General features: G+C 75.1%; 17 protein-coding genes and 1 tRNA gene. 4 read left to right on the forward strand and 14 right to left on the reverse strand.

Annotated features, from left to right (window positions below; translation table 11 throughout):
- The first annotated feature begins 29 nt into the window (after window positions 1–29).
- The 3 genes from ACI2LW_RS05580 to ACI2LW_RS05590 all read left to right on the forward strand — a co-directional run bounded on the left by ACI2LW_RS05580 (window position 30) and on the right by ACI2LW_RS05590 (window position 3,247).
- A complete protein-coding gene (locus ACI2LW_RS05580) occupies window positions 30–1,433 on the forward strand; it encodes a glutamine synthetase (protein ID WP_404729829.1) in 1,404 nt (467 codons plus the stop codon).
- Window positions 1,433–2,602, forward strand: a complete 1,170-nt coding sequence (locus ACI2LW_RS05585; protein ID WP_404729830.1) for an amidohydrolase family protein — start codon at window positions 1,433–1,435, stop codon at window positions 2,600–2,602. The genes ACI2LW_RS05580 and ACI2LW_RS05585 overlap by 1 nt, the downstream gene beginning before the upstream one ends.
- A 117-nt stretch (window positions 2,603–2,719) precedes the next feature.
- Window positions 2,720–3,247 (forward strand): NUDIX hydrolase family protein, encoded by a 528-nt coding sequence (locus ACI2LW_RS05590; RefSeq protein ID WP_404729969.1) that lies wholly within the window; start codon window positions 2,720–2,722, stop codon window positions 3,245–3,247.
- Window positions 3,248–3,502: 255 nt separating this feature from the next.
- Here ACI2LW_RS05590 and ACI2LW_RS05595 read toward each other — a convergent pair whose 3' ends face one another.
- Window positions 3,503–4,054: a PadR family transcriptional regulator gene (locus ACI2LW_RS05595; RefSeq protein WP_404729831.1), complete on the reverse strand. Its 552-nt coding sequence runs from the start codon at window positions 4,052–4,054 to the stop codon at window positions 3,503–3,505.
- Between the two features lie 101 nt (window positions 4,055–4,155).
- On the opposite strand from ACI2LW_RS05595, the gene ACI2LW_RS05600 reads away from it, so the two are divergent.
- On the forward strand, window positions 4,156–4,722 hold the full coding sequence (locus ACI2LW_RS05600; RefSeq protein ID WP_404729832.1) for a hypothetical protein: 567 nt from the start codon (window positions 4,156–4,158) through the stop codon (window positions 4,720–4,722).
- A 78-nt stretch (window positions 4,723–4,800) separates the two neighbouring features.
- Here ACI2LW_RS05600 and ACI2LW_RS05605 read toward each other — a convergent pair.
- The 13 genes from ACI2LW_RS05605 to ACI2LW_RS05665 all read right to left on the reverse strand — a co-directional run bounded on the left by ACI2LW_RS05605 (window position 4,801) and on the right by ACI2LW_RS05665 (window position 16,239).
- Window positions 4,801–4,874 (reverse strand) — tRNA-Pro (locus ACI2LW_RS05605).
- Between the two features lie 114 nt (window positions 4,875–4,988).
- Window positions 4,989–6,347: an MFS transporter gene (locus ACI2LW_RS05610; RefSeq protein ID WP_404729833.1), complete on the reverse strand. Its 1,359-nt coding sequence runs from the start codon at window positions 6,345–6,347 to the stop codon at window positions 4,989–4,991.
- Between the two features lie 135 nt (window positions 6,348–6,482).
- Complete coding sequence (locus tag ACI2LW_RS05615) at window positions 6,483–6,842, reverse strand: MmcQ/YjbR family DNA-binding protein (protein ID WP_404729834.1); 360 nt, start codon at window positions 6,840–6,842, stop codon at window positions 6,483–6,485.
- Between the two features lie 41 nt (window positions 6,843–6,883).
- On the reverse strand, window positions 6,884–7,438 hold the full coding sequence (locus ACI2LW_RS05620) for a GNAT family N-acetyltransferase (protein WP_404729835.1): 555 nt from the start codon (window positions 7,436–7,438) through the stop codon (window positions 6,884–6,886).
- A complete protein-coding gene (locus ACI2LW_RS05625; protein ID WP_404729836.1) occupies window positions 7,435–8,058 on the reverse strand; it encodes a helix-turn-helix domain-containing protein in 624 nt (207 codons plus the stop codon). The genes ACI2LW_RS05620 and ACI2LW_RS05625 overlap by 4 nt, the downstream gene beginning before the upstream one ends.
- 35 nt (window positions 8,059–8,093) lie before the next feature.
- On the reverse strand, window positions 8,094–8,996 hold the full coding sequence (locus ACI2LW_RS05630) for a LysR family transcriptional regulator (RefSeq protein WP_404729837.1): 903 nt from the start codon (window positions 8,994–8,996) through the stop codon (window positions 8,094–8,096).
- Between the two features lie 48 nt (window positions 8,997–9,044).
- Entirely contained in the window at window positions 9,045–10,244 is a 1,200-nt protein-coding gene (locus ACI2LW_RS05635) for a glycine C-acetyltransferase (protein WP_404729838.1), read from the reverse strand.
- Window positions 10,245–10,364: 120 nt separating this feature from the next.
- Window positions 10,365–11,393, reverse strand: a complete 1,029-nt coding sequence (gene tdh / locus ACI2LW_RS05640; protein ID WP_404729839.1) for an L-threonine 3-dehydrogenase — start codon at window positions 11,391–11,393, stop codon at window positions 10,365–10,367.
- Between the two features lie 254 nt (window positions 11,394–11,647).
- Window positions 11,648–12,253: a GAF domain-containing protein gene (locus ACI2LW_RS05645; RefSeq protein WP_404729840.1), complete on the reverse strand. Its 606-nt coding sequence runs from the start codon at window positions 12,251–12,253 to the stop codon at window positions 11,648–11,650.
- Between the two features lie 140 nt (window positions 12,254–12,393).
- Window positions 12,394–13,029, reverse strand: a complete 636-nt coding sequence (locus tag ACI2LW_RS05650; RefSeq protein ID WP_404729841.1) for a GTP-binding protein — start codon at window positions 13,027–13,029, stop codon at window positions 12,394–12,396.
- Complete coding sequence (locus tag ACI2LW_RS05655) at window positions 13,007–13,384, reverse strand: DUF742 domain-containing protein (RefSeq protein WP_404729842.1); 378 nt, start codon at window positions 13,382–13,384, stop codon at window positions 13,007–13,009. Before ACI2LW_RS05655 ends, ACI2LW_RS05650 begins: the two co-directional genes overlap by 23 nt.
- Window positions 13,381–13,815, reverse strand: a complete 435-nt coding sequence (locus ACI2LW_RS05660; protein ID WP_404729843.1) for a roadblock/LC7 domain-containing protein — start codon at window positions 13,813–13,815, stop codon at window positions 13,381–13,383. Before ACI2LW_RS05660 ends, ACI2LW_RS05655 begins: the two co-directional genes overlap by 4 nt.
- A gap of 246 nt (window positions 13,816–14,061) precedes the next feature.
- On the reverse strand, window positions 14,062–16,239 hold the full coding sequence (locus ACI2LW_RS05665) for an ATP-binding protein (protein WP_404729844.1): 2,178 nt from the start codon (window positions 16,237–16,239) through the stop codon (window positions 14,062–14,064).
- Between the last annotated feature and the right edge of the window lie 370 nt (window positions 16,240–16,609).

Consider the following 16,609-nt stretch of genomic DNA (forward strand, 5'->3'; position numbering starts at 1 on the left):
CCGCCGGTTCACCGAGCCGAGGAGGACGTATGACCACCCTTGCCGATCCCGTCCCCGGCGGGCGTCCCGGTGACGTCGAGCGGGCCACCGCGCTCAGCGGCGAGCTCGCCGGGCGGGGCGTGCACGGGGTCGTGCTGGCGTACGTGGACACCGCCGGGATCGGCCGGGTCAAGACGGTCCCGACGGGGAAGCTGGCCGCGGCCGCCGCCTGGGGCGTGGGCATGTCCCCGGTGTTCGACACCTTCCTCGCCGGCGACTCGATCGTCACCACCGACGTCCTCGGCTCCCCGGACGGCGACCTGCGGCTGTTCCCGGACCTCGACCACCTGGTCGCCCTGTCCGGGCAGCCCGGCTGGGCCTGGGCCCCGGTCGACCGGATCACCCAGGAGGGCGAACCGCACCCGGGGTGCAGCCGCACTTTTCTGCGCCGTACCGTCGCCGACGCCGAGCGCCGCCACGGCCTCGCCTTCAAGGCGGCCATCGAGATCGAGTGGTCCGTGGGCCGGGGGACGGCCCCGGACGGCGACTTCGAGCCCGCCGCCACCGGTCCGGCCTACGGCGCCGTCCGGCAGGTGGAGCTGAGCGAGTACACCGCCGACCTGCTGGCCGCCCTCGCGGCGCAGGGCGCGGACGTGGAGCAGCTCCATCCCGAGTACGCGGCCGGGCAGTTCGAGATCTCGGCCGGGGCGCTGGACCCGGTGGCGGCGGCCGACCGGAGCCTGCTCGTACGGCAGACCGTACGGGCCGTGGCCCAGCGGCACGGGCTGAGGGTGTCGTTCTCCCCGGCCGTGTCCGCGCGGGGCGTGGGCAACGGCGGCCACGTCCACCTGTCCGCCTGGCGCGACGGCCGCAATCTGCACTCCGGCGGCGAGCGCCGGTACGGCATGACGGCCGAGGCCGAGTCCTTCGCCGCGGGCCTGCTCGCCCGGCTGCCCGCCCTCACGGCGGTCACCGCGCCGAGCCCGGCCAGCTATCTGCGGCTCAAACCCTCCCAGTGGGCGGGGGTGTTCACCGCCTGGGGCCGGGAGACGCGCGAGGCGGCCCTGCGGGTCGTCACCGGCACCCGGGGCCTGGGCGACCAGGCCGCCAACCTCGAGATCAAGCCCGTGGACCTGGCGGCCAACCCCTATCTGGCGCTGGGCTGCCTGATCGCCGCCGGACTGGACGGACTCGACGCGTCCGCGACGCTGCCCGAGGAGATCACCGGGGACCCGGCCGCGCTCGGCGCTGCGGAGGCCGCCGAACGGGGCGTACGCCGGCTGCCCACCACGCTCGCCGAGGCCGTGGCCGCCTTCCGCGCGGACGAGGTGCTGCGCACGGCCCTCGGGCCGGTGCTCGCCGACGCGGTGATCGCCGTGCGCGAGGGCGAGATCGCGGCCGTGGCGGGGCTGGACGACGAGCGGGTGGCGGCGGCCTACCGCTGGACGTACTGATGGGCACGCCGGCCGGCGCCGGACCGGTCCGCGAACTGCTCGCCGGCCTGCCACTGGTGGACCACCACTGCCACGGCGTGGTCACCGCCGGTCTGGACCGGACCGGCTTCGAGTCCCTGCTGACCGAGGGCGAGGTGTGGCCGGGCAGCGGGATCTCGCTGTTCGACACCCCCGTCGGCGTGGCCGTCCGCCGGCACTGCGCCCCCGTCCTCGGTCTGCCGCACCACGCCCCGCCCGGCGACTACCTGGCCCGGCGCGCGGAGCTGGGCCCGGACGAGGTGAACCGGCGATTCCTGACGGCCGCGGGCACCGGCGCCCTCTGCGTCGACACCGGCTATCAGGGGGACCGGCTCACCACGCCGGCGGAGCTGGCCGCGGCCACGGGCGGTGCGGCGGCCGCGTACGAGGTGGTACGGCTGGAGGCCGTCGCGGAGGCGGTGGCGGCGCGCGGTGCGGAGCCCGGCGAGTACGGCGCCGCGGTGCGCGCGGCGGCCGAGGACGCCGTGCGGCGGCCGGGGGTGGTGGCGGTGAAGTCGGTGGCCGCGTACCGCACCGGTTTCGCCCTGGACCCGGCGCGCCCGAGCGAGGCGGAGGTGACGCGGGCGGCGGCCGCCCGGCTCACCGGGGCGGATTTCCGTGTCGACGACCCGGTGCTGGTACGGCATCTGCTGTGGACGGCCGTCGATCTCGGTCTGCCGCTGCAACTGCACACCGGGTTCGGCGACAGCGACGTCCGGCTGCACCGCGCGGACCCGGCCCTGCTGACCGACTGGCTGCACCGGACGGCCGGCACGGTCCCGGTGATGCTGCTGCACTGCTGGCCCTACCAGCGCCAGGCCGCCTACCTCGCCGCGGTGTTCGAGCACGTGTACCTGGACGTCGGACTGACGCTGCATCATGTGGGGCCCGCCCGGGCCGCCGCGGTCCTCGCCGAGGCACTGGAGATCACACCGTTCCGCAAACTGCTGTACAGCTCCGACGCGTTCGGGCTGGCCGAGTTCCACCACCTCGGCGCGGTGGCCTTCCGGCAGGGCCTGGCCGCCCTGCTGGAGCAACGCCTCGCCGCCGGCGAGCTGTCCGGGGCGGACGCGCTGCGGATCGCCCGCTGGACGGGACGCGACAACGCCCTGCGGGTGTACCGCATCGACCACGACACAGGAGGGACCTGAACGACGTGCGGCGGCCCGGTACCCGGCCCCGCCGCACGTGTGGCCGCTCACGACCGCGCCGGAGCGGCACGCCTGTCCAGCCGGAATCCCGGAAAGTATGATCAAGCAATGTCTGACATGACCGAGACCACGCCCGGTTGGCTGACCACCGATGAACTGGAGTCGGCCCGCGCCCGCATGCCGATCCTGTACGTCGAGGCGGTCCCCGTGCGCGTGGACGACAGCGGCGAAGTGACCAGCATCGGCCTGCTCCTCCGCATCGGCCCGGACGGAACGGTCAGCCGGACCCTGGTCTCCGGCCGGGTGCTGCACCACGAGCGGATCCGGGACGCCCTGCTGCGCCACCTGGAGAAGGACCTCGGGCCCGTCGCACTGCCCCAGGTCCCGGCCTCCATGCAGCCCTTCACCGTCGCCGAGTACTTCCCGACGGCGGGCATCACGCCGTACCACGACCCGCGTCAGCACGCCGTGTCGCTCGCCTACGTCGTCCCGGTCACCGGTGACTGCCGGCCCCGGCAGGACGCGCTGGACCTGGTGTGGTTCAGCCCGCAGGAGGCGGCCTCGGCGGCGGTGCAGAGCGAGATGCCCGGCGGGCACGGCGTCCTCCTCAAGCAGGCCCTCGCCCACGTGGGTTACGTGTACTGACCCCGGCCCGGGCCGGTCACGTGCACCCGACTGTGACCGGCCGCTGCGCCCCTGCGCCGTTGCGACTGCCCGCGCCGTCGGGCCGGCCCGTTGCGACCGCGCCCTCCGGCCGCGCGGCGCGCGCTGCGCCGGCGGCACGGGCGGCACCGGCGACTCGCCGGGCACCGCACGGCCCGGCGGCACGGGCGGCCAGGCGGCACCGTACGGCCCACGGCCCGCGGCCCGGCGGCACGGGCGGCCCGGCCGCAGGGCCGGTCAGGTCTCCGGTGCGGTTGTGGCCGGGACCTGTTCCCGGTCCTCGATCTGGGCGGCCGCCCAGCGCGCCCAGTCCCGCTCCATCGCGGACAGGCGCAGCCCGTACTCCAGCCCGATGCGCCCGTTGACGGTCAGCCGGCCGTCCTCGCCGTCGAGTTGGGCGCGCAGCCGCGACAGCCGTTCGTGCTCGGCCGTGGCCTGCCGCTCGCGTTCCGCGAGCAGCGCGCGGATCTCCTCGGCGCCGGCCAGGTCCAGGAAGAACAGTTTCAGCAGCAGTTCGCTGCGGCGCGGCTGCGCGGGGCTGGGCGACCCCAGCCACCTGGCCAGTTCCGCGCGGCCCGCCTCGGTGAGCGTGTACTCCTTGCGGCCGCGCGGACCCTCGGCGGACACATCGACCAGCCCGGCCGCCGCCAGCCGGTTCAGCTCGCCGTACATCTGGCTCTGCGTGGCCGGCCAGACGTGGGCCAGCGAGGTGTCGAACAGCTTCAGCAGGTCGTATCCGCTGGCGGGGCGGTCCACGAGAAGTCCGAGCAGGGCGTGGCGAAGGCTCATGCCCCCACCGTACCTCCACGATTGACATATCGCGAGTGACACCTTAGCTTCGACATGTCAAAAGTGGAATGTCATGTCGAGCGCCCCGGAAAGGGGTTCCCATGCACTACCTGCGCGGCTTCCTTCCGTGGATCGCCTACGCCTGCCTGTCGCCGCTCGGCTGGCAGTGGAGTGCGCTCACCGGACTGGTCGTTGCCCTGGTCCTGCTGGCCGTGAACCGCAGGGCGGGGGTGCCCGCCGACGCGCTGATCCTCGAGGCCAGCACCGCCTGCTTCTTCGTCGCGCTGACCGCGCTCGCCTTCGCCGCGCCGGACTCCCGGATCGCGGACTACGGCGGGGCGATCTCGTTCGGCTGGCTGGCGCTGACCGCGGGGACCACGCTCGCCGTCCGCCGCCCCTTCACCCTGGGCATCGCACGGCGCACGGTCCCGGAGAAGTTCTGGAAGACCCCGCAGTTCCTGCGCGTCAACGACGTCATCACCGCGGTGTGGGCCGGTGCCTTCCTGGTGACCGCCGCCGCGCTCACCGTCTGCGACGCCGAGGGCGCCGGCACGGCGGTCAAGGTGACCGTCCAGGTGCTCGGCTTCGTGGTCCCGGCCGTCTTCACCGCCCGCTATCCCAAGATCGTCCAGGCGCGGTACGCCAAGCGGCTGGGCACGGCCTCCTGAGCGGGCGGCGGTCCGCGCACGGGTGAGGGGCCGTACCGGATCTTCCCGGTACGGCCCCTCGACCTGTGTTCCGCTGTGTCGGGACGACAGGATTTGAACCTGCGACCCCTTGACCCCCAGTCAAGTGCGCTACCAAGCTGCGCCACGTCCCGTTGCCCGTCTGACCTGGGGTTTCCCCCGGCCCGGCGTGCAGGAAAACCATACCGCACTCGGGTCGGTGGTCGCGCACGCCTTTTGGGGCGCCGGCCGCGGGGCGGGCGCCGCCGTCAGCGGCCGGCCGGGTGCGCCGCGGCGCCCGTCACCCCCGCGCCCGGGCCCCGGGGCCGTTCGTCGGCGCGCACCAGGCCGCGTATGGCGGGAACGGCGAGCAGCGCGACCGGTACGGCGAGGCTCGTCGCCCCGGCGGCCAGCAGCACATGGCCGGTGCCGAAGAGCCCGGCGGCCGGGCCGGCCAGCGCCTGGCCCACCGGCATCATGGCGAGCGAGCCCGCCACGTCGTAGGCGTGGATGCGGTTGAGGACGTCGGGCGGGACCTGGGTCTGCACGCTGGTCGCCCACATCACGCCCCAGAACGACATGCCGGCCCCGGCGACGGCGGCCGCGGCGGCCATGGCCGGTACGCCGAGCCCGGCGCCCACGGCGGCGGGGAAGCCGGATAAGGCGAACAGCGCCCAGGCGCCGGCCCGCAGCATGCGGCGGGGCCGCAGCCGCAGCGCGAGGAAGCCGCCGGCCACGGTGCCGGCGCCGAGCGCGGAGTTGACCAGGCCGTAGGCGCGCGGGCCGTGCTCCTGGACCACCTGTGTGGCCACCAGCGGCACGGTGGGGCCCCAGACGGCGATCATGTAGAGGCACCAGACGGCGATGACGCCCCACAGCCAGGTGCGCGCCCTGAACTCCCGCCAGCCCTCGACGAGATCGGCCCGGAAGGTGCCCGGGGCGTGCCCCGCGGCGGTACCGGGGGCGGTGGCGGGTGCGGGTGGCAGCCGGAGCAGCAGCAGGCACAGGGCGCTGACGGCGTAGGTGGCGGCGTGGGCGGCGAACACCCCGCCGGGCGAGGCGAGACCGACCAGCAGGCCGGCCGCGGCGGGGCCCGCGAGCTGGGCGGAGGACTCGGCGATGCGTATCGCGCCGTTGGCCGCCTGCACGTCGGCGGCGAGCCGGGGCACCGTACTGGCCACGCCGGGCTGGAAGACCGCGCCCGCCACGCCGCCCACGAAGCCGATGGCGCAGACCTCCCAGAGCACCACGTGCCCGGAGGAGAACAGCACGGCGGCCAGCGACTGGGTGCCGAGCCGCACGAGGTCGGCGCCGATCATCAGCTTGCGGGTGCTGAAGCGGTCGGCGATCACGCCGCCGAAGACCACCAGTCCGGCGAACGCGGCGACCGTGGAGGCCATGGCGAGGCCGACCGCGCTCGCGCCGTAGCCGTGCTGCAGCAGGCCCGCGGCGAGTGCGACGGGCAGCATGGTGTCCCCGAGCCGGGCGACGGCCCGCGCCACGAAGAACAGCGCGAAGTCACGCGACCACACCGCCCCCGCCGGCGCGCGGCCGGCCGTCCCGGCAACGATGTCGCGCCGTTCCGCCGGGGCCTTCGCGGGCGGCGGCTGCGACGGCGTCCCGGTCATCCCTCGGCACTCCCTCCCCTGGGGCGGCCGCCCGCCCCCTCCCCCGGCGGCGGGCCGGAGCCGCCCTGCCTCCCGGCCGTGTCCCGGGTCCGCCGCGGATCATGCCACGGCCGGCCGGCCGCGCACACCGCAATTTCAGCGAGCGGCGGGCAGCCCCAGTCCGGGGTGGGCCTCCAGCAGCCGGGACGGCGCCGCCTGCCGCCAGGAGTCGGCGAGGATGTCGCGCAGTTCGCCCTCGTCCTCCAGCGCGGCGAGTCTGACCCGGATCCAGGCGAACTGTGCCTCGTGACCCGCTGTCCAGAACTTCTCCGGCTCGGCCAGGACCAGTTCGTCCCGCTCCTCGCGGGGGCAGCGCACGGCGACGGAGCTCTCGTCCTCGGGCAGGGTGGCGAACATCTTCCCCGCGACCCGGAAGGTGGGCATGCTCCAGGCGATCTTCTCCGCCGTGTCGGGCAGGGACAGGGCGATACGGCGTACGTCTTCGGCGTCCGGCATGGTCGGCACGTTAGCCCCTCCCACTGACAGTCGCCCTGCAGTCACCCCGGCGGTCGGCCGGTGCCGGCCGCCACTGCGATGTGCTTGTAGTACAGGGTGGTCGGCCGCAGCACCCCGCCCGGGTCGGCGGCGTAGCCGGGGATGGTCCCGACGCGGGTCCAGCCGGCCGAGTCGTAGAGGCGCTCGGCCGGGCTGCCGGTCTCCGTGTCCAGGTGCAGCAGGGTGACGCCGGACGCGGCCGCGGCCCGCTCCGCCGTGGTCAGCAGCCGGCGTCCCAGGCCCCGGCCGCGGGCGTCGCGGTGCACCATCAGCTTGACCAGCTCGGCGCGGTGACGGCTGTTGGGCTTGTCGGGGAAGTCGAGGCTCACGGTGCCGACCGCGCGTCCGTCCTCGTCGTGGGCGGTCCACACGGCGAGCCGCCCGGCGGCCACGCCGGCCACCCGGCCCCGCCACCAGTGCACGGCGTCCGCGTGGCCCAGGGGGGCGAGGAAGCCCACGGAGGCCCCGCCGGACACCGTGTCCGTCAGCAGCCGGGCCAGGTCCTCGACGTGGTCCGCCAGCCGGTCCGCGTCCGGCCGGGTCACCCGCGCCGTCACGGCCGCACCACCGCCAGGGCGTAGCGCACCGGCGCGGGGCCGGGGCAGTGGAACCGGGTCGGCCCCCACACCCGCAGCCGCAGGCAGTCGCCGGTGCCGAGGCGGTGCGGGACCTGCTCCGCGGTCACCTCGAGCTCCCCCTCCAGCACCCAGATGTGCTGTTCGAGACCGGGCACGGGCGGGCGGTCGTAGGCGATGCCGGCGCCGGCCGTGAGCCGGCCCTCGACGAGTTCGCCGCGCAGTCCGGCGTGCGGCGGCGACACGGACCGCCGCACGAAACCGGAGGCGCGGTCCTCCCAGACCGGCTGCTCGGCCGCCCGCAGCACCGGCGCGTGCCCCGCCTCGACCTCGCTGAGCAGCTGCGACATGGTGCGGCCGTACACGTGGCACAGCCGGTTGAGCACCGCGGCCGTCGGGCTGGTCTCCGCCCGCTCGGCCCGTGACAGGGTCGACCTGCTCACTCCGCTGCGCTCGGCCAGCTCCCCCAGCGACCAGCCCCGTTCGGCGCGCAGCCCGGCGAGCCGGGCGCCCAGGCGGGCGTCCACGGGGTCGGGGGTCTCGGGGGCCGGTCCGCTTCCGCTCCCGGCGGGTGTCGGGCCGAGGGCGCCGTCGTGTCTCATGAACGGGACGCTATCCCGGATATGAAACAGACGTGTTAACGCGGGGACACCTCGGCCAGCGCGTCCAGCACCGGGCGGATCAGCGGGTGCTCCTCGGCTCCCCGGCGCACGGCCGCGAAGACCCGGCGGGTGGGCGCCTCGCCGTCCACGGGACGCACCACGACCCCGGCGAGGTCCATGCCACGCAGCGCGGAGCGCGGCACCAGGGCCACTCCCGCGTCGGCCGAGGCGAGCGCGACGACGGCGCGGAAGTCGTCCGAGGAGTGCTCCAGGCGGGGCTGGAAGCCCGCGCTCTCGCAGGCCAGGACGACCACGTCGTGGCAGGGGTTGCCGGGGTAGGGGCCGATCCAGGGGTCCTTGGCCAGTTCGGCGAGCGGGACCTCGGGGGCGCCGGCCAGGCGGTGGGCGACCGGGACGACCGCGTCGAAGGGCTCGGCGTACAGCGGGACATGGGTCAGGCGCGGGTCGTCCGCCGGCGGCGCCCCCCGGTACTCGACGGCGACCGCCACGTCGACCTGCCGGTCCAGCACCATCGGCAGGCTGGCGTCGCCCTCCGCGTCCTGGACCCGCAGGCGGATGCCGGGCGCGCTCGCGGCCAGGCGGGCCACCGCGGGCGCCACCACCTCGGCGATGCCGGTGGCGAAGGCGGCCACCGTGACCGTGCCGGCCGCGCCCGAGCCGTACGCGGCGAGCTCGGCCTCCGCCCGTTCCAGCTGGGCGAGGACCGCGTGGGCGTGGCGGAGCAGGATCTCACCGGCCGGGGTGAGCCGTACGCCCTTGGCGCCGCGCTCGACCAGCCGGTGGCCCGTCTCCTGCTCCAGCGCCGTCAGCTGCTGGGAGACCGCCGACGGCGTGAGGTACAGCGCCGCGGCGGCCGCGGTCACCGTGCGGTGGTCGGCCACCGCACGGAGGATGTGCAGCCGCCGCGCTTCGATCATGCGAACGATTATCGCAAGAGACCGGGCGCCGCCGGACACGCGGGCGGTTCAGCCCTCCAGCTCGGCGCGGGCGGCGACGAACGCGTCCACGGCGCGGTGGACGTCCTCGGTGGAGTGCGCCGCGGACAGCTGCACCCGGATCCGGGCCTGACCCTGGGGCACGACCGGGTAGGAGAAGCCGATCACGTACACGCCGCGCTCCAGCAGCAGCTCCGCCATCCGGCCGGCCCGGGCCGCGTCGCCGATCATCACGGGCGCGATCGCGTGGTCGCCGGGGAGGACGTCGAAGCCCTCCTCGGTCATCCGGGAGCGGAACAGCGCCGTGTTCTCGGCGAGCCGGACGCGCAGGTCGTCCGCGGACTCCAGCAGGTCGAGCACCTTCAGCGAGGCCGCCGCGATCACCGGGGCGAGGGTGTTGGAGAACAGGTACGGCCGGGAGCGCTGGCGCAGCAGGGCGACGATCTCGGCGCGGGCGGCGACGTAGCCGCCGGAGGCGCCGCCGAGCGCCTTGCCGAGGGTGCCGGTGAGGATGTCGACGCGGTCCATGACCCCGTGCAGTTCGGGGGTGCCCCGGCCGCCGGGGCCGACGAAGCCGACGGCGTGCGAGTCGTCGACCATCACCATCGCGTCGTAGCGGTCGGCGAGGTCGCAGATCTCCCGCAGCGGGGCCACGTAGCCGTCCATCGAGAACACGCCGTCGGTGACGATCAGCCGGCGGCGCGCGCCGCCCTCCGCCGCCTCCTTCAGCTGCCGCTCCAGGTCGGCCATGTCGCGGTTGGCGTAGCGGAAGCGGCGGGCCTTGGACAGGCGGATGCCGTCGATGATGGAGGCGTGGTTGAGGGCGTCGGAGATCACCGCGTCCTCCGGGCCGAGCAGCGTCTCGAAGACGCCGCCGTTGGCGTCGAAGCAGGAGGAGTACAGGATCGTGTCCTCCTGGCCGAGGAACGCCGAGAGCCGGGCCTCGAGTTCCTTGTGCACCTCCTGGGTGCCGCAGATGAAGCGCACCGAGGCCATGCCGTAGCCCCAGCGGTCGAGGGCGGCGTGCGCGGCGGCGACGACCTCGGGGTGGTCGGCGAGGCCGAGGTAGTTGTTGGCGCAGAAGTTGAGGACCTCGCCGGGACGGCCGCCCGCGGTGACGTTCACGGTCGCGGACTGCGGGGTGCCGATGACGCGCTCGGGCTTGTGCAGGCCGGCGGCTCGGATCTCGTCGAGGGTGGCGCGCAGGTCGTCGCGCACGGAGTCGAACATGTCAGTGCTCCTGGGGTGCTCACACGGAAGGGTCGGCGGGGCGCGGGGTGTGCGGGGCGCTGGCGCGGTCTCGGGCGGCGCGCCCGGCGCGCGCGGGGGTGTGCCCGGCGCGGGGGCGGGTCACGCGGTCCAGTCGAGGATGATCTTGCCGCCCTTGCCGCTCGCGGCGTCGGCGAACGCCGCCTCGAAGTCGTCGCGGGCGTAGCGGCCGGTGATCACCGGGGCGAGGTCGAGGCCGCCCTCGAGCAGCACCGACATGGCGTACCAGGTCTCGAACATCTCACGGCCGTAGATGCCCTTGATGGTGATCATCGAGGTGACGATCCGGGCCCAGTCGACCGCGAACTCCTCGGCGGGCAGGCCGAGGACGGCGATCCGGCCGCCGTGCGTCATGTTGGCGATCATGTCGCGCATGGCCTCGGGGCGGCCGGACATCTCCAGGCCGATGTCGAAGCCCTCGCGCAGGCCCAGCAGGCGCTGGCCCTCGGCGATGGTGGCCCGGGACACGTCGAGCGCGAGACTGACGCCGATCTTGCGGGCCAGCTCCAGCCGTTCCTCGCTCACATCGGTGATCACCACGTTGCGGGCACCCGCGTGCCGGGCGACCGCCGCCGCCATCAGGCCGATCGGGCCCGCGCCGGTGATCAGCACGTCCTCGCCGACCAGGGGGTACGACAGCGCCGTGTGCACGGCGTTGCCGAACGGGTCGAAGATCGCGGCGATGTCCAGGTCGACCGGGACGCGGTGCACCCACACGTTCGCGGCGGGCAGCGCCACGTACTCGGCGAACGCGCCGTCGCGGCCCACGCCGAGGCCGATGGTGGCCCGGCACAGGTGGCGGCGGCCGGCCAGGCAGTTGCGGCACTTGCCGCACACCAGGTGGCCCTCGCCGCTGACCAGGTCGCCGGCCTTGATGTCGAGGACGTCGCGGCCGGTCCCGACGACCTCGCCGACGAACTCGTGGCCGACGACGAGCGGGGTGCGGATCGCCTGCCGCGCCCAGCCGTCCCACGCCCGGATGTGCAGGTCGGTGCCGCAGATGCCGGTCCGCAGGACCTTGATCAGTACGTCACCGGGTCCCACGGCGGGCTCGGGCACGTCCATGAGCCACAGCCCGGGCTCCGCCTTCTGCTTGACCAGCGCCTTCAACGCTCAGTCTCCTGTGGTTCGGGCCCCGGGCCCGGGCATGCCGAAGGAACCCGTGTCCGGGGTGAGGAGTGGAATCGCACAGCAATCTGCCGTACGGCGGCGCCGGTGGTCCATCGAGGATTTCTTAAGCGCGGCCGCAGCTTTCCTTCACACCGGCCACGCCCGCCCCGCGCCCTCGCCCAGCCCGCCCGTGTGCTCGCCCCGCCCGCGCCCGCGCCGGTGTGCTGTCCCAGCCCGCGTGCTCGCCGGCCGGTTCAGAGCGTGAAGCCCTCCGACTCCCGCCGCTCCAGGCGCGGTACCAGCTCCGCGGCCGCCGTCTTGATGGTCTCCAGGCCCCGCCGGCCCCACGGCCGCGGCTCGACGTCGACCGCGCACACCGTGCCGAGCACGGTCCCCGTGCTGTCGATGAGCGGTGCGCCGAGGTAGGAGCGGATGCCGAACTCGTCGACCACCGGGTTGCCCGCGAAGCGCGGGTAGTCGCAGACGTCCTCCAGCACCAGCGCCCTGCGCCGGGCCACCACATGGGGGCAGAAGCCGTGGTCGCGCGCCAGCCGCCGGCCCATCTCGCGCCGTACCCCGTCCCGGTCGCCGCCGTCGGCGGGTGCGGCGGTCTCCACGGTCAGCACGTCGCGCCGGGGCCGGTGCAGTCCGGCGAAGAACTGGCCTTCCTCGTCGAGGAAGTTGACCATCGCGTACGGCGCCCCGGTGAGGTGCGCCAGATGGTCCGCGAAGGCGTCCAGTCCGGCCTCGGGCCGTCCCCCGAGACCGAGCCGGCGCAGCCGCAGGGCGCGGGCCGGGGCGTCCGTGTCCTCGGGGGTGAGCAGCAGGCGACCGGCCGGGCGCGGCGGGTCGTAGCTCATGTCCGGGCTCCGTGGCGGTCGGCGTGGGTCATGTGCGGGCTCCGTGGCGGTCGGCGTGGGTCATGTGCGGGCTCCGTGACGGTCGGCGTGGGTCATGTCCGGGCTCCGTGGCTCGGTCGCGGTCTTCGGTTCTTCCGGGTTCACCGGTGGGCGCCGTGACTCGGCGCGGGCCGGCTCGGGGCGGGGGCGGACGCGGGTGTCCGGGCGATGAGGTGCCGTACCAGGGTGAGCAGGGTCTGGACTCCGGAGCTGGAGATACGGGCGTCGCAGCGGACCACGGGGACGTCCTCGCCCAGGTCCAGGGCGGCCCGTACCTCCTCGGGATCGTACCGGTGGGCGCCGTCGAACTCGTTGACGGCGATCACGAAGCCGAGGCCGCGCTGCTCGAAGAAGTCGACGGCGGCGAAGCACTCCTGGAGCCGGCGGGTGTCGGCGAGGATCACCGCGCCCAGGGCCCCTTCGGAGAGTTCGTCCCACATGAACCAGAACCGCTCCTGCCCGGGTGTGCCGAACAGGTAGAGCACGTGCCGCGGGTCGAGGCTGATGCGGCCGAAGTCCATGGCCACGGTCGTCTCGACCTTGTTCTCCACGCCGTCGAGGTTGTCCGTCGCCGCGCCGGCCGTGGTGAGCAGTTCCTCCGTGCTGAGCGGCGCGATCTCGCTCACCGCGCCGACGAAGGTGGTCTTGCCCACGCCGAACCCTCCGGCGACGAGGATCTTCAAGGCGGTGGGGAAGGGGTCACCGCCGTCGTAGTCAGAGCTGTCGTCGTAGTCCATCGAGCACTGCCTCCAGTAGGGCCCGGTCAGAGGGTTGGTGGTGGGTCACGGGGGGTTTGGTGGTCAGCGCCCCGCAGTCCACGAGGTCGGACAGCAGCACCTTGGTCACCGCCGCGGGCAGCCTGAGCTGGGCGGCGACCTCGGCGACCGACACCGGGGCGAGGCACAGGCCGAGTGCCTGCCCGTGTTCGGGGCCGAGATAGCCCAGCGGTGTGACCCCGGTGGCCATCACCTGCGACATGAGGTCGAGCGCGACGCTGGGCCGGGTGCGTCCGTTGCTGACCGTGAAGGGGCGCACCAGCCGTCCGGCCGCGTCGTCGAGCCAGGGCCCGTCGCCGGCCACCGCCGCGCTCAAGGCCGCAGCGCCGGGGGTTCGACGGAGTGCTGGCGGGGAGCGGTCACCAGGTAGGGGCGGACGCTCTTGACCAGCATCGCCATCTCGTAGCCCAGCACCGCCGCGTCGGCCTCCCGGCCCGCGAGCACCGCGAGGCAGGTGCCGGAGCCGGCGGTGGTGACGAACAGCAGGGTCGAGTCGAGTTCGACGACGACCTGCCGCACCTCGCCGCCGTCGCCGAAGCGGACCCCGGCGCTGCGGCCGAGGGAGTACAGGCCGGAGGCCAGCGCCGCCATGTGGTCGGCGCTGTCGTGGTCGAGGCCGTGGACGGACTTCACCAGCCCGTCGCAGGACAGCAGGACCGCGCTGTGGGTGTGCGGGACACGCTGCACGAGGCCGCTCATCAGCCAGTCGAGGTCGGACACTTGGCCGGTCGGCACATCGCTCGCCATGGTGGATCGACTCCTTGCTCTGTGAAGTTCTGCGGGAGCGCTGGGGGTGGGAACGAGGGTGGGTCGTGCGGGTCGGTGGGGCTGGACCGGGCGTGGGGGCGGTGCGGGTGGCGGCGCCCGGGGAGGCGGGGACGCCGGTCACGGCCGCGGTCGCGGTGGCGGTCGCGGCGCCGGTCGCGGCGCCGGTCGCCGTGGGGGTGCGCGGGGCGGTGGCGCCGGCGTGCGCGGCGGCGTGCTGCGGGCGGGTCATCCGGCCGGGGCGCTCCCGCCGTGCCGGGCGGCCGGGTCGTGGCCGGGCGAGGGCCCGCCGTCGTACGCCCCGAGGGTCCCGGGCGGCACGGAGTCGCCGGGCCGGGCGGCGGGCTCCTGCGGGCGGGCCGGGTCCGGGAGCAGCGGGCCGGGCTGGGACTCGGCCAGGCCGATGCCGCGCTGGAAGGCGGCCATCAGTCCGGGGTCGTGGCCCACGAGGTGCTCGCCGTCCTGCTCCTGGCGGGCCGCCGGACCGCCGCGCAACTGGGGGACGAGGTGCTCCTGGGCGCGGCGGCGCGGCAGTTGGGGCCTGCCCATGGTGCCGCGCACGGGGCCGACGCGAGGGGTCGGCGGGACCCCGGCGTTGGCCTCGACCGCCGGCCGGTCCTCGTTCCGGACGCCGGGGACGGCCTCCGCGGGGTTCGGCCGTGTCTGGCGGGCCCCGCGCCGGGGCAGCGGCGCGGGGCCGCCGCCGTGCGGGCCCGTGGCGGGAGCCGGCCGTGCGCCGTCACCGTCCGCCGGTGCGGCGGGCGGCCGTACGTCGCCGGTGTACGGGCCGGCCGGGAGGTCCGGGGCGGTCGCGTGCGCGTCCGGACGGTCCGTCAGGTCCGCACGGTCCGCCAGATCCGCCAGATCCGCCTGGTACGCCTGGTACGCCCGTTCGGCCCGCTGGTGGACGCCGCCGGGGGCGTCCGCCGGAAGCGCCCCGGTGCCGCTGCCGCCGTCGCCGTCGCCGTCGGACGGGTGCGCGTGGGCGGCCCGTACGGGGACGTGCTGCTCGTGGGCGGGCTGTCCGTGGGCGGGCTGTTCCGGGCCTGGGTGACCGTCGGCCTGGTGCGGTGGGTGCGCGAGGTGCGGTGGCCGGGGCGCCCCGGGCGCGGGCGGGGGCGGGAGCGCGCCGGGTACGTGGGGACGCGTGCCGTCGGCGGAGGCGGGCTCGGGCCCGGAGACCTCCTCCGGCCCGCCGGGGGCGCCGCCCAGCAGTGCCTGCGGCACCACGAGGACGGCCTGGACCCCGCCGTAGATGTTCGTCTGCAGGCGGACGGTGATGCCGTGCCGGCGGGCGAGCTGCGAGACCACGAACAGCCCGATCCGGCCGTCCGCGAGCAGGCTGGCGACGTTGACCTGGTCGGGGTCGGCCAGGAGGGCGTTCATCCTGACCTGCTCCGCCACCGGCATGCCCAGCCCCCGGTCCTCGACCTCCACCGCCAGTCCGGAGGTCACCAGACCCGCGCGCAGCAGGACCTGGGTGTGCGGGGCGGAGAACACGGTGGCGTTCTCCACGAGTTCGGCCAGCAGATGGATGACGTCGGCGACCGCGTGGCCGCGCAGCCGGCCGTCGATCGGCGGGACCAGCTTGACCCGCGAGTACTGCTCCACCTCCGCGATCGCCGAGCGCAGCACCTCGGTCATGGAGACGGGCCGGCTCCACTGGCGGCGGGAGACGGCGCCGCCGAGCACGGCGAGGTTCTCGGCGTGGCGGCGGATCCGGGTGGCGAGGTGGTCGACGTGGAAGAGGCCCTTGAGCAGGTCGGGGTCCTCGATCTGGTTCTCCAGCTCGTCGAGGATGGAGATCTCGCGGTGCACCAGGGACTGCAGCCGGCGGGCGAGGTTGACGAAGACCTCGAGCTTCTGCTCGCTGCCTGCCTGGCTGGAGAGCTGGGCGGCCTGGACGACGGCCTGCACCGCGCCGTCGTGCGCCCGCGCGAGATCGGCGGCGAGCAGCTCGAACTCGTCGGCGTCCTGCGGCGGTTCTCCGCGCGGTGTGCGCGGGACCGGGGTCTCGCCGTGCCGCAGGGCTTCGACGAGGGCGCGCAGTTCGGCCTCGCGGCGCGCGGTGCCGCGCCGCAGCGTGCCGATCCGCTCCTGTACGGAGCGGGCGGCGCGGCGCGCGGCGACGGCGGCGATCACGATGCCCGCGAGCGTCACCGACAGGGCGCCCGCCAGCACGGACCACAGTGCGAGGCCGGGGCGGGCGTGGGTGGAGCGCACGGTGAAGAGCACGGCGGCCCCGGCGCCGAGGGCGACCGCGGTCGGCGGCAGCACCGCGAGGCGCAGGAGCTGGGGCCGTATGTGGGTCTCGGGCAGCGAGGGGACGGTGCGGGCTACCGGCCGCCCGTGCCGCCCGCCTTCACGGCGGTCTGCGCGGGCGGCCGGTGCGCGGAGGTGAGACATCTGTTCCTCGGGCTGATCCGTCGGGCCTGTGTGCTCGCGTGTCGGACGCGAGCGGGCATGCGCCATCGCTGTACCGGTCGGGGAAGTCGAGGGGTGTTCGGCTCCGCGTCGCCCGGCGGCCACTCACGGTAGTCATCAAGGCATCATGTGCGCTCGGCAGTTGCAAATTCCTCCGGTGCGGCGTCCCGCTCTGGTATGACGGTTCGCACGGCAGACCGAGGAAATCGACGCCGCTGCCGGGCGGAGGACGGACATCCACCCGGCCGGGGGCGGCAACGGCCCGGGACGGCCTCCGTCGGGGTGGTGGACGCCGCGAAGGCCGCCGCGAGCAGCGCGGTCCGCGCTCACCTGGCGTCGGCGCGCTCCCCGC

The organism is Streptomyces sp. NPDC004065 (assembly GCF_044903565.1).
In the GTDB taxonomy this organism is placed as follows: Bacteria; Actinomycetota; Actinomycetes; order Streptomycetales; family Streptomycetaceae; genus Streptomyces.

Bases quoted from the DNA above. Each gene is read 5' to 3' on its own strand.
- ACI2LW_RS05580 (WP_404729829.1), top strand. From the start codon at position 30: ATGACCACCCTTGCCGATCCCGTCCCCGGCGGGCGTCCCGGTGACGTC.
- ACI2LW_RS05585 (WP_404729830.1), top strand. From the start codon at position 1,433: ATGGGCACGCCGGCCGGCGCCGGACCGGTCCGCGAACTGCTCGCCGGC.
- ACI2LW_RS05590 (WP_404729969.1), top strand. From the start codon at position 2,720: ATGACCGAGACCACGCCCGGTTGGCTGACCACCGATGAACTGGAGTCG.
- ACI2LW_RS05595 (WP_404729831.1), bottom strand. From the start codon at position 4,054: ATGAGCCTTCGCCACGCCCTGCTCGGACTTCTCGTGGACCGCCCCGCC.
- ACI2LW_RS05600 (WP_404729832.1), top strand. From the start codon at position 4,156: ATGCACTACCTGCGCGGCTTCCTTCCGTGGATCGCCTACGCCTGCCTG.
- ACI2LW_RS05610 (WP_404729833.1), bottom strand. From the start codon at position 6,347: ATGACCGGGACGCCGTCGCAGCCGCCGCCCGCGAAGGCCCCGGCGGAA.
- ACI2LW_RS05615 (WP_404729834.1), bottom strand. From the start codon at position 6,842: ATGCCGGACGCCGAAGACGTACGCCGTATCGCCCTGTCCCTGCCCGAC.
- ACI2LW_RS05625 (WP_404729836.1), bottom strand. From the start codon at position 8,058: ATGAGACACGACGGCGCCCTCGGCCCGACACCCGCCGGGAGCGGAAGC.
- ACI2LW_RS05630 (WP_404729837.1), bottom strand. From the start codon at position 8,996: ATGATCGAAGCGCGGCGGCTGCACATCCTCCGTGCGGTGGCCGACCAC.
- ACI2LW_RS05635 (WP_404729838.1), bottom strand. From the start codon at position 10,244: ATGTTCGACTCCGTGCGCGACGACCTGCGCGCCACCCTCGACGAGATC.
- ACI2LW_RS05645 (WP_404729840.1), bottom strand. From the start codon at position 12,253: ATGAGCTACGACCCGCCGCGCCCGGCCGGTCGCCTGCTGCTCACCCCC.
- ACI2LW_RS05650 (WP_404729841.1), bottom strand. From the start codon at position 13,029: ATGGACTACGACGACAGCTCTGACTACGACGGCGGTGACCCCTTCCCC.
- ACI2LW_RS05660 (WP_404729843.1), bottom strand. From the start codon at position 13,815: ATGGCGAGCGATGTGCCGACCGGCCAAGTGTCCGACCTCGACTGGCTG.
- ACI2LW_RS05665 (WP_404729844.1), bottom strand. From the start codon at position 16,239: ATGTCTCACCTCCGCGCACCGGCCGCCCGCGCAGACCGCCGTGAAGGC.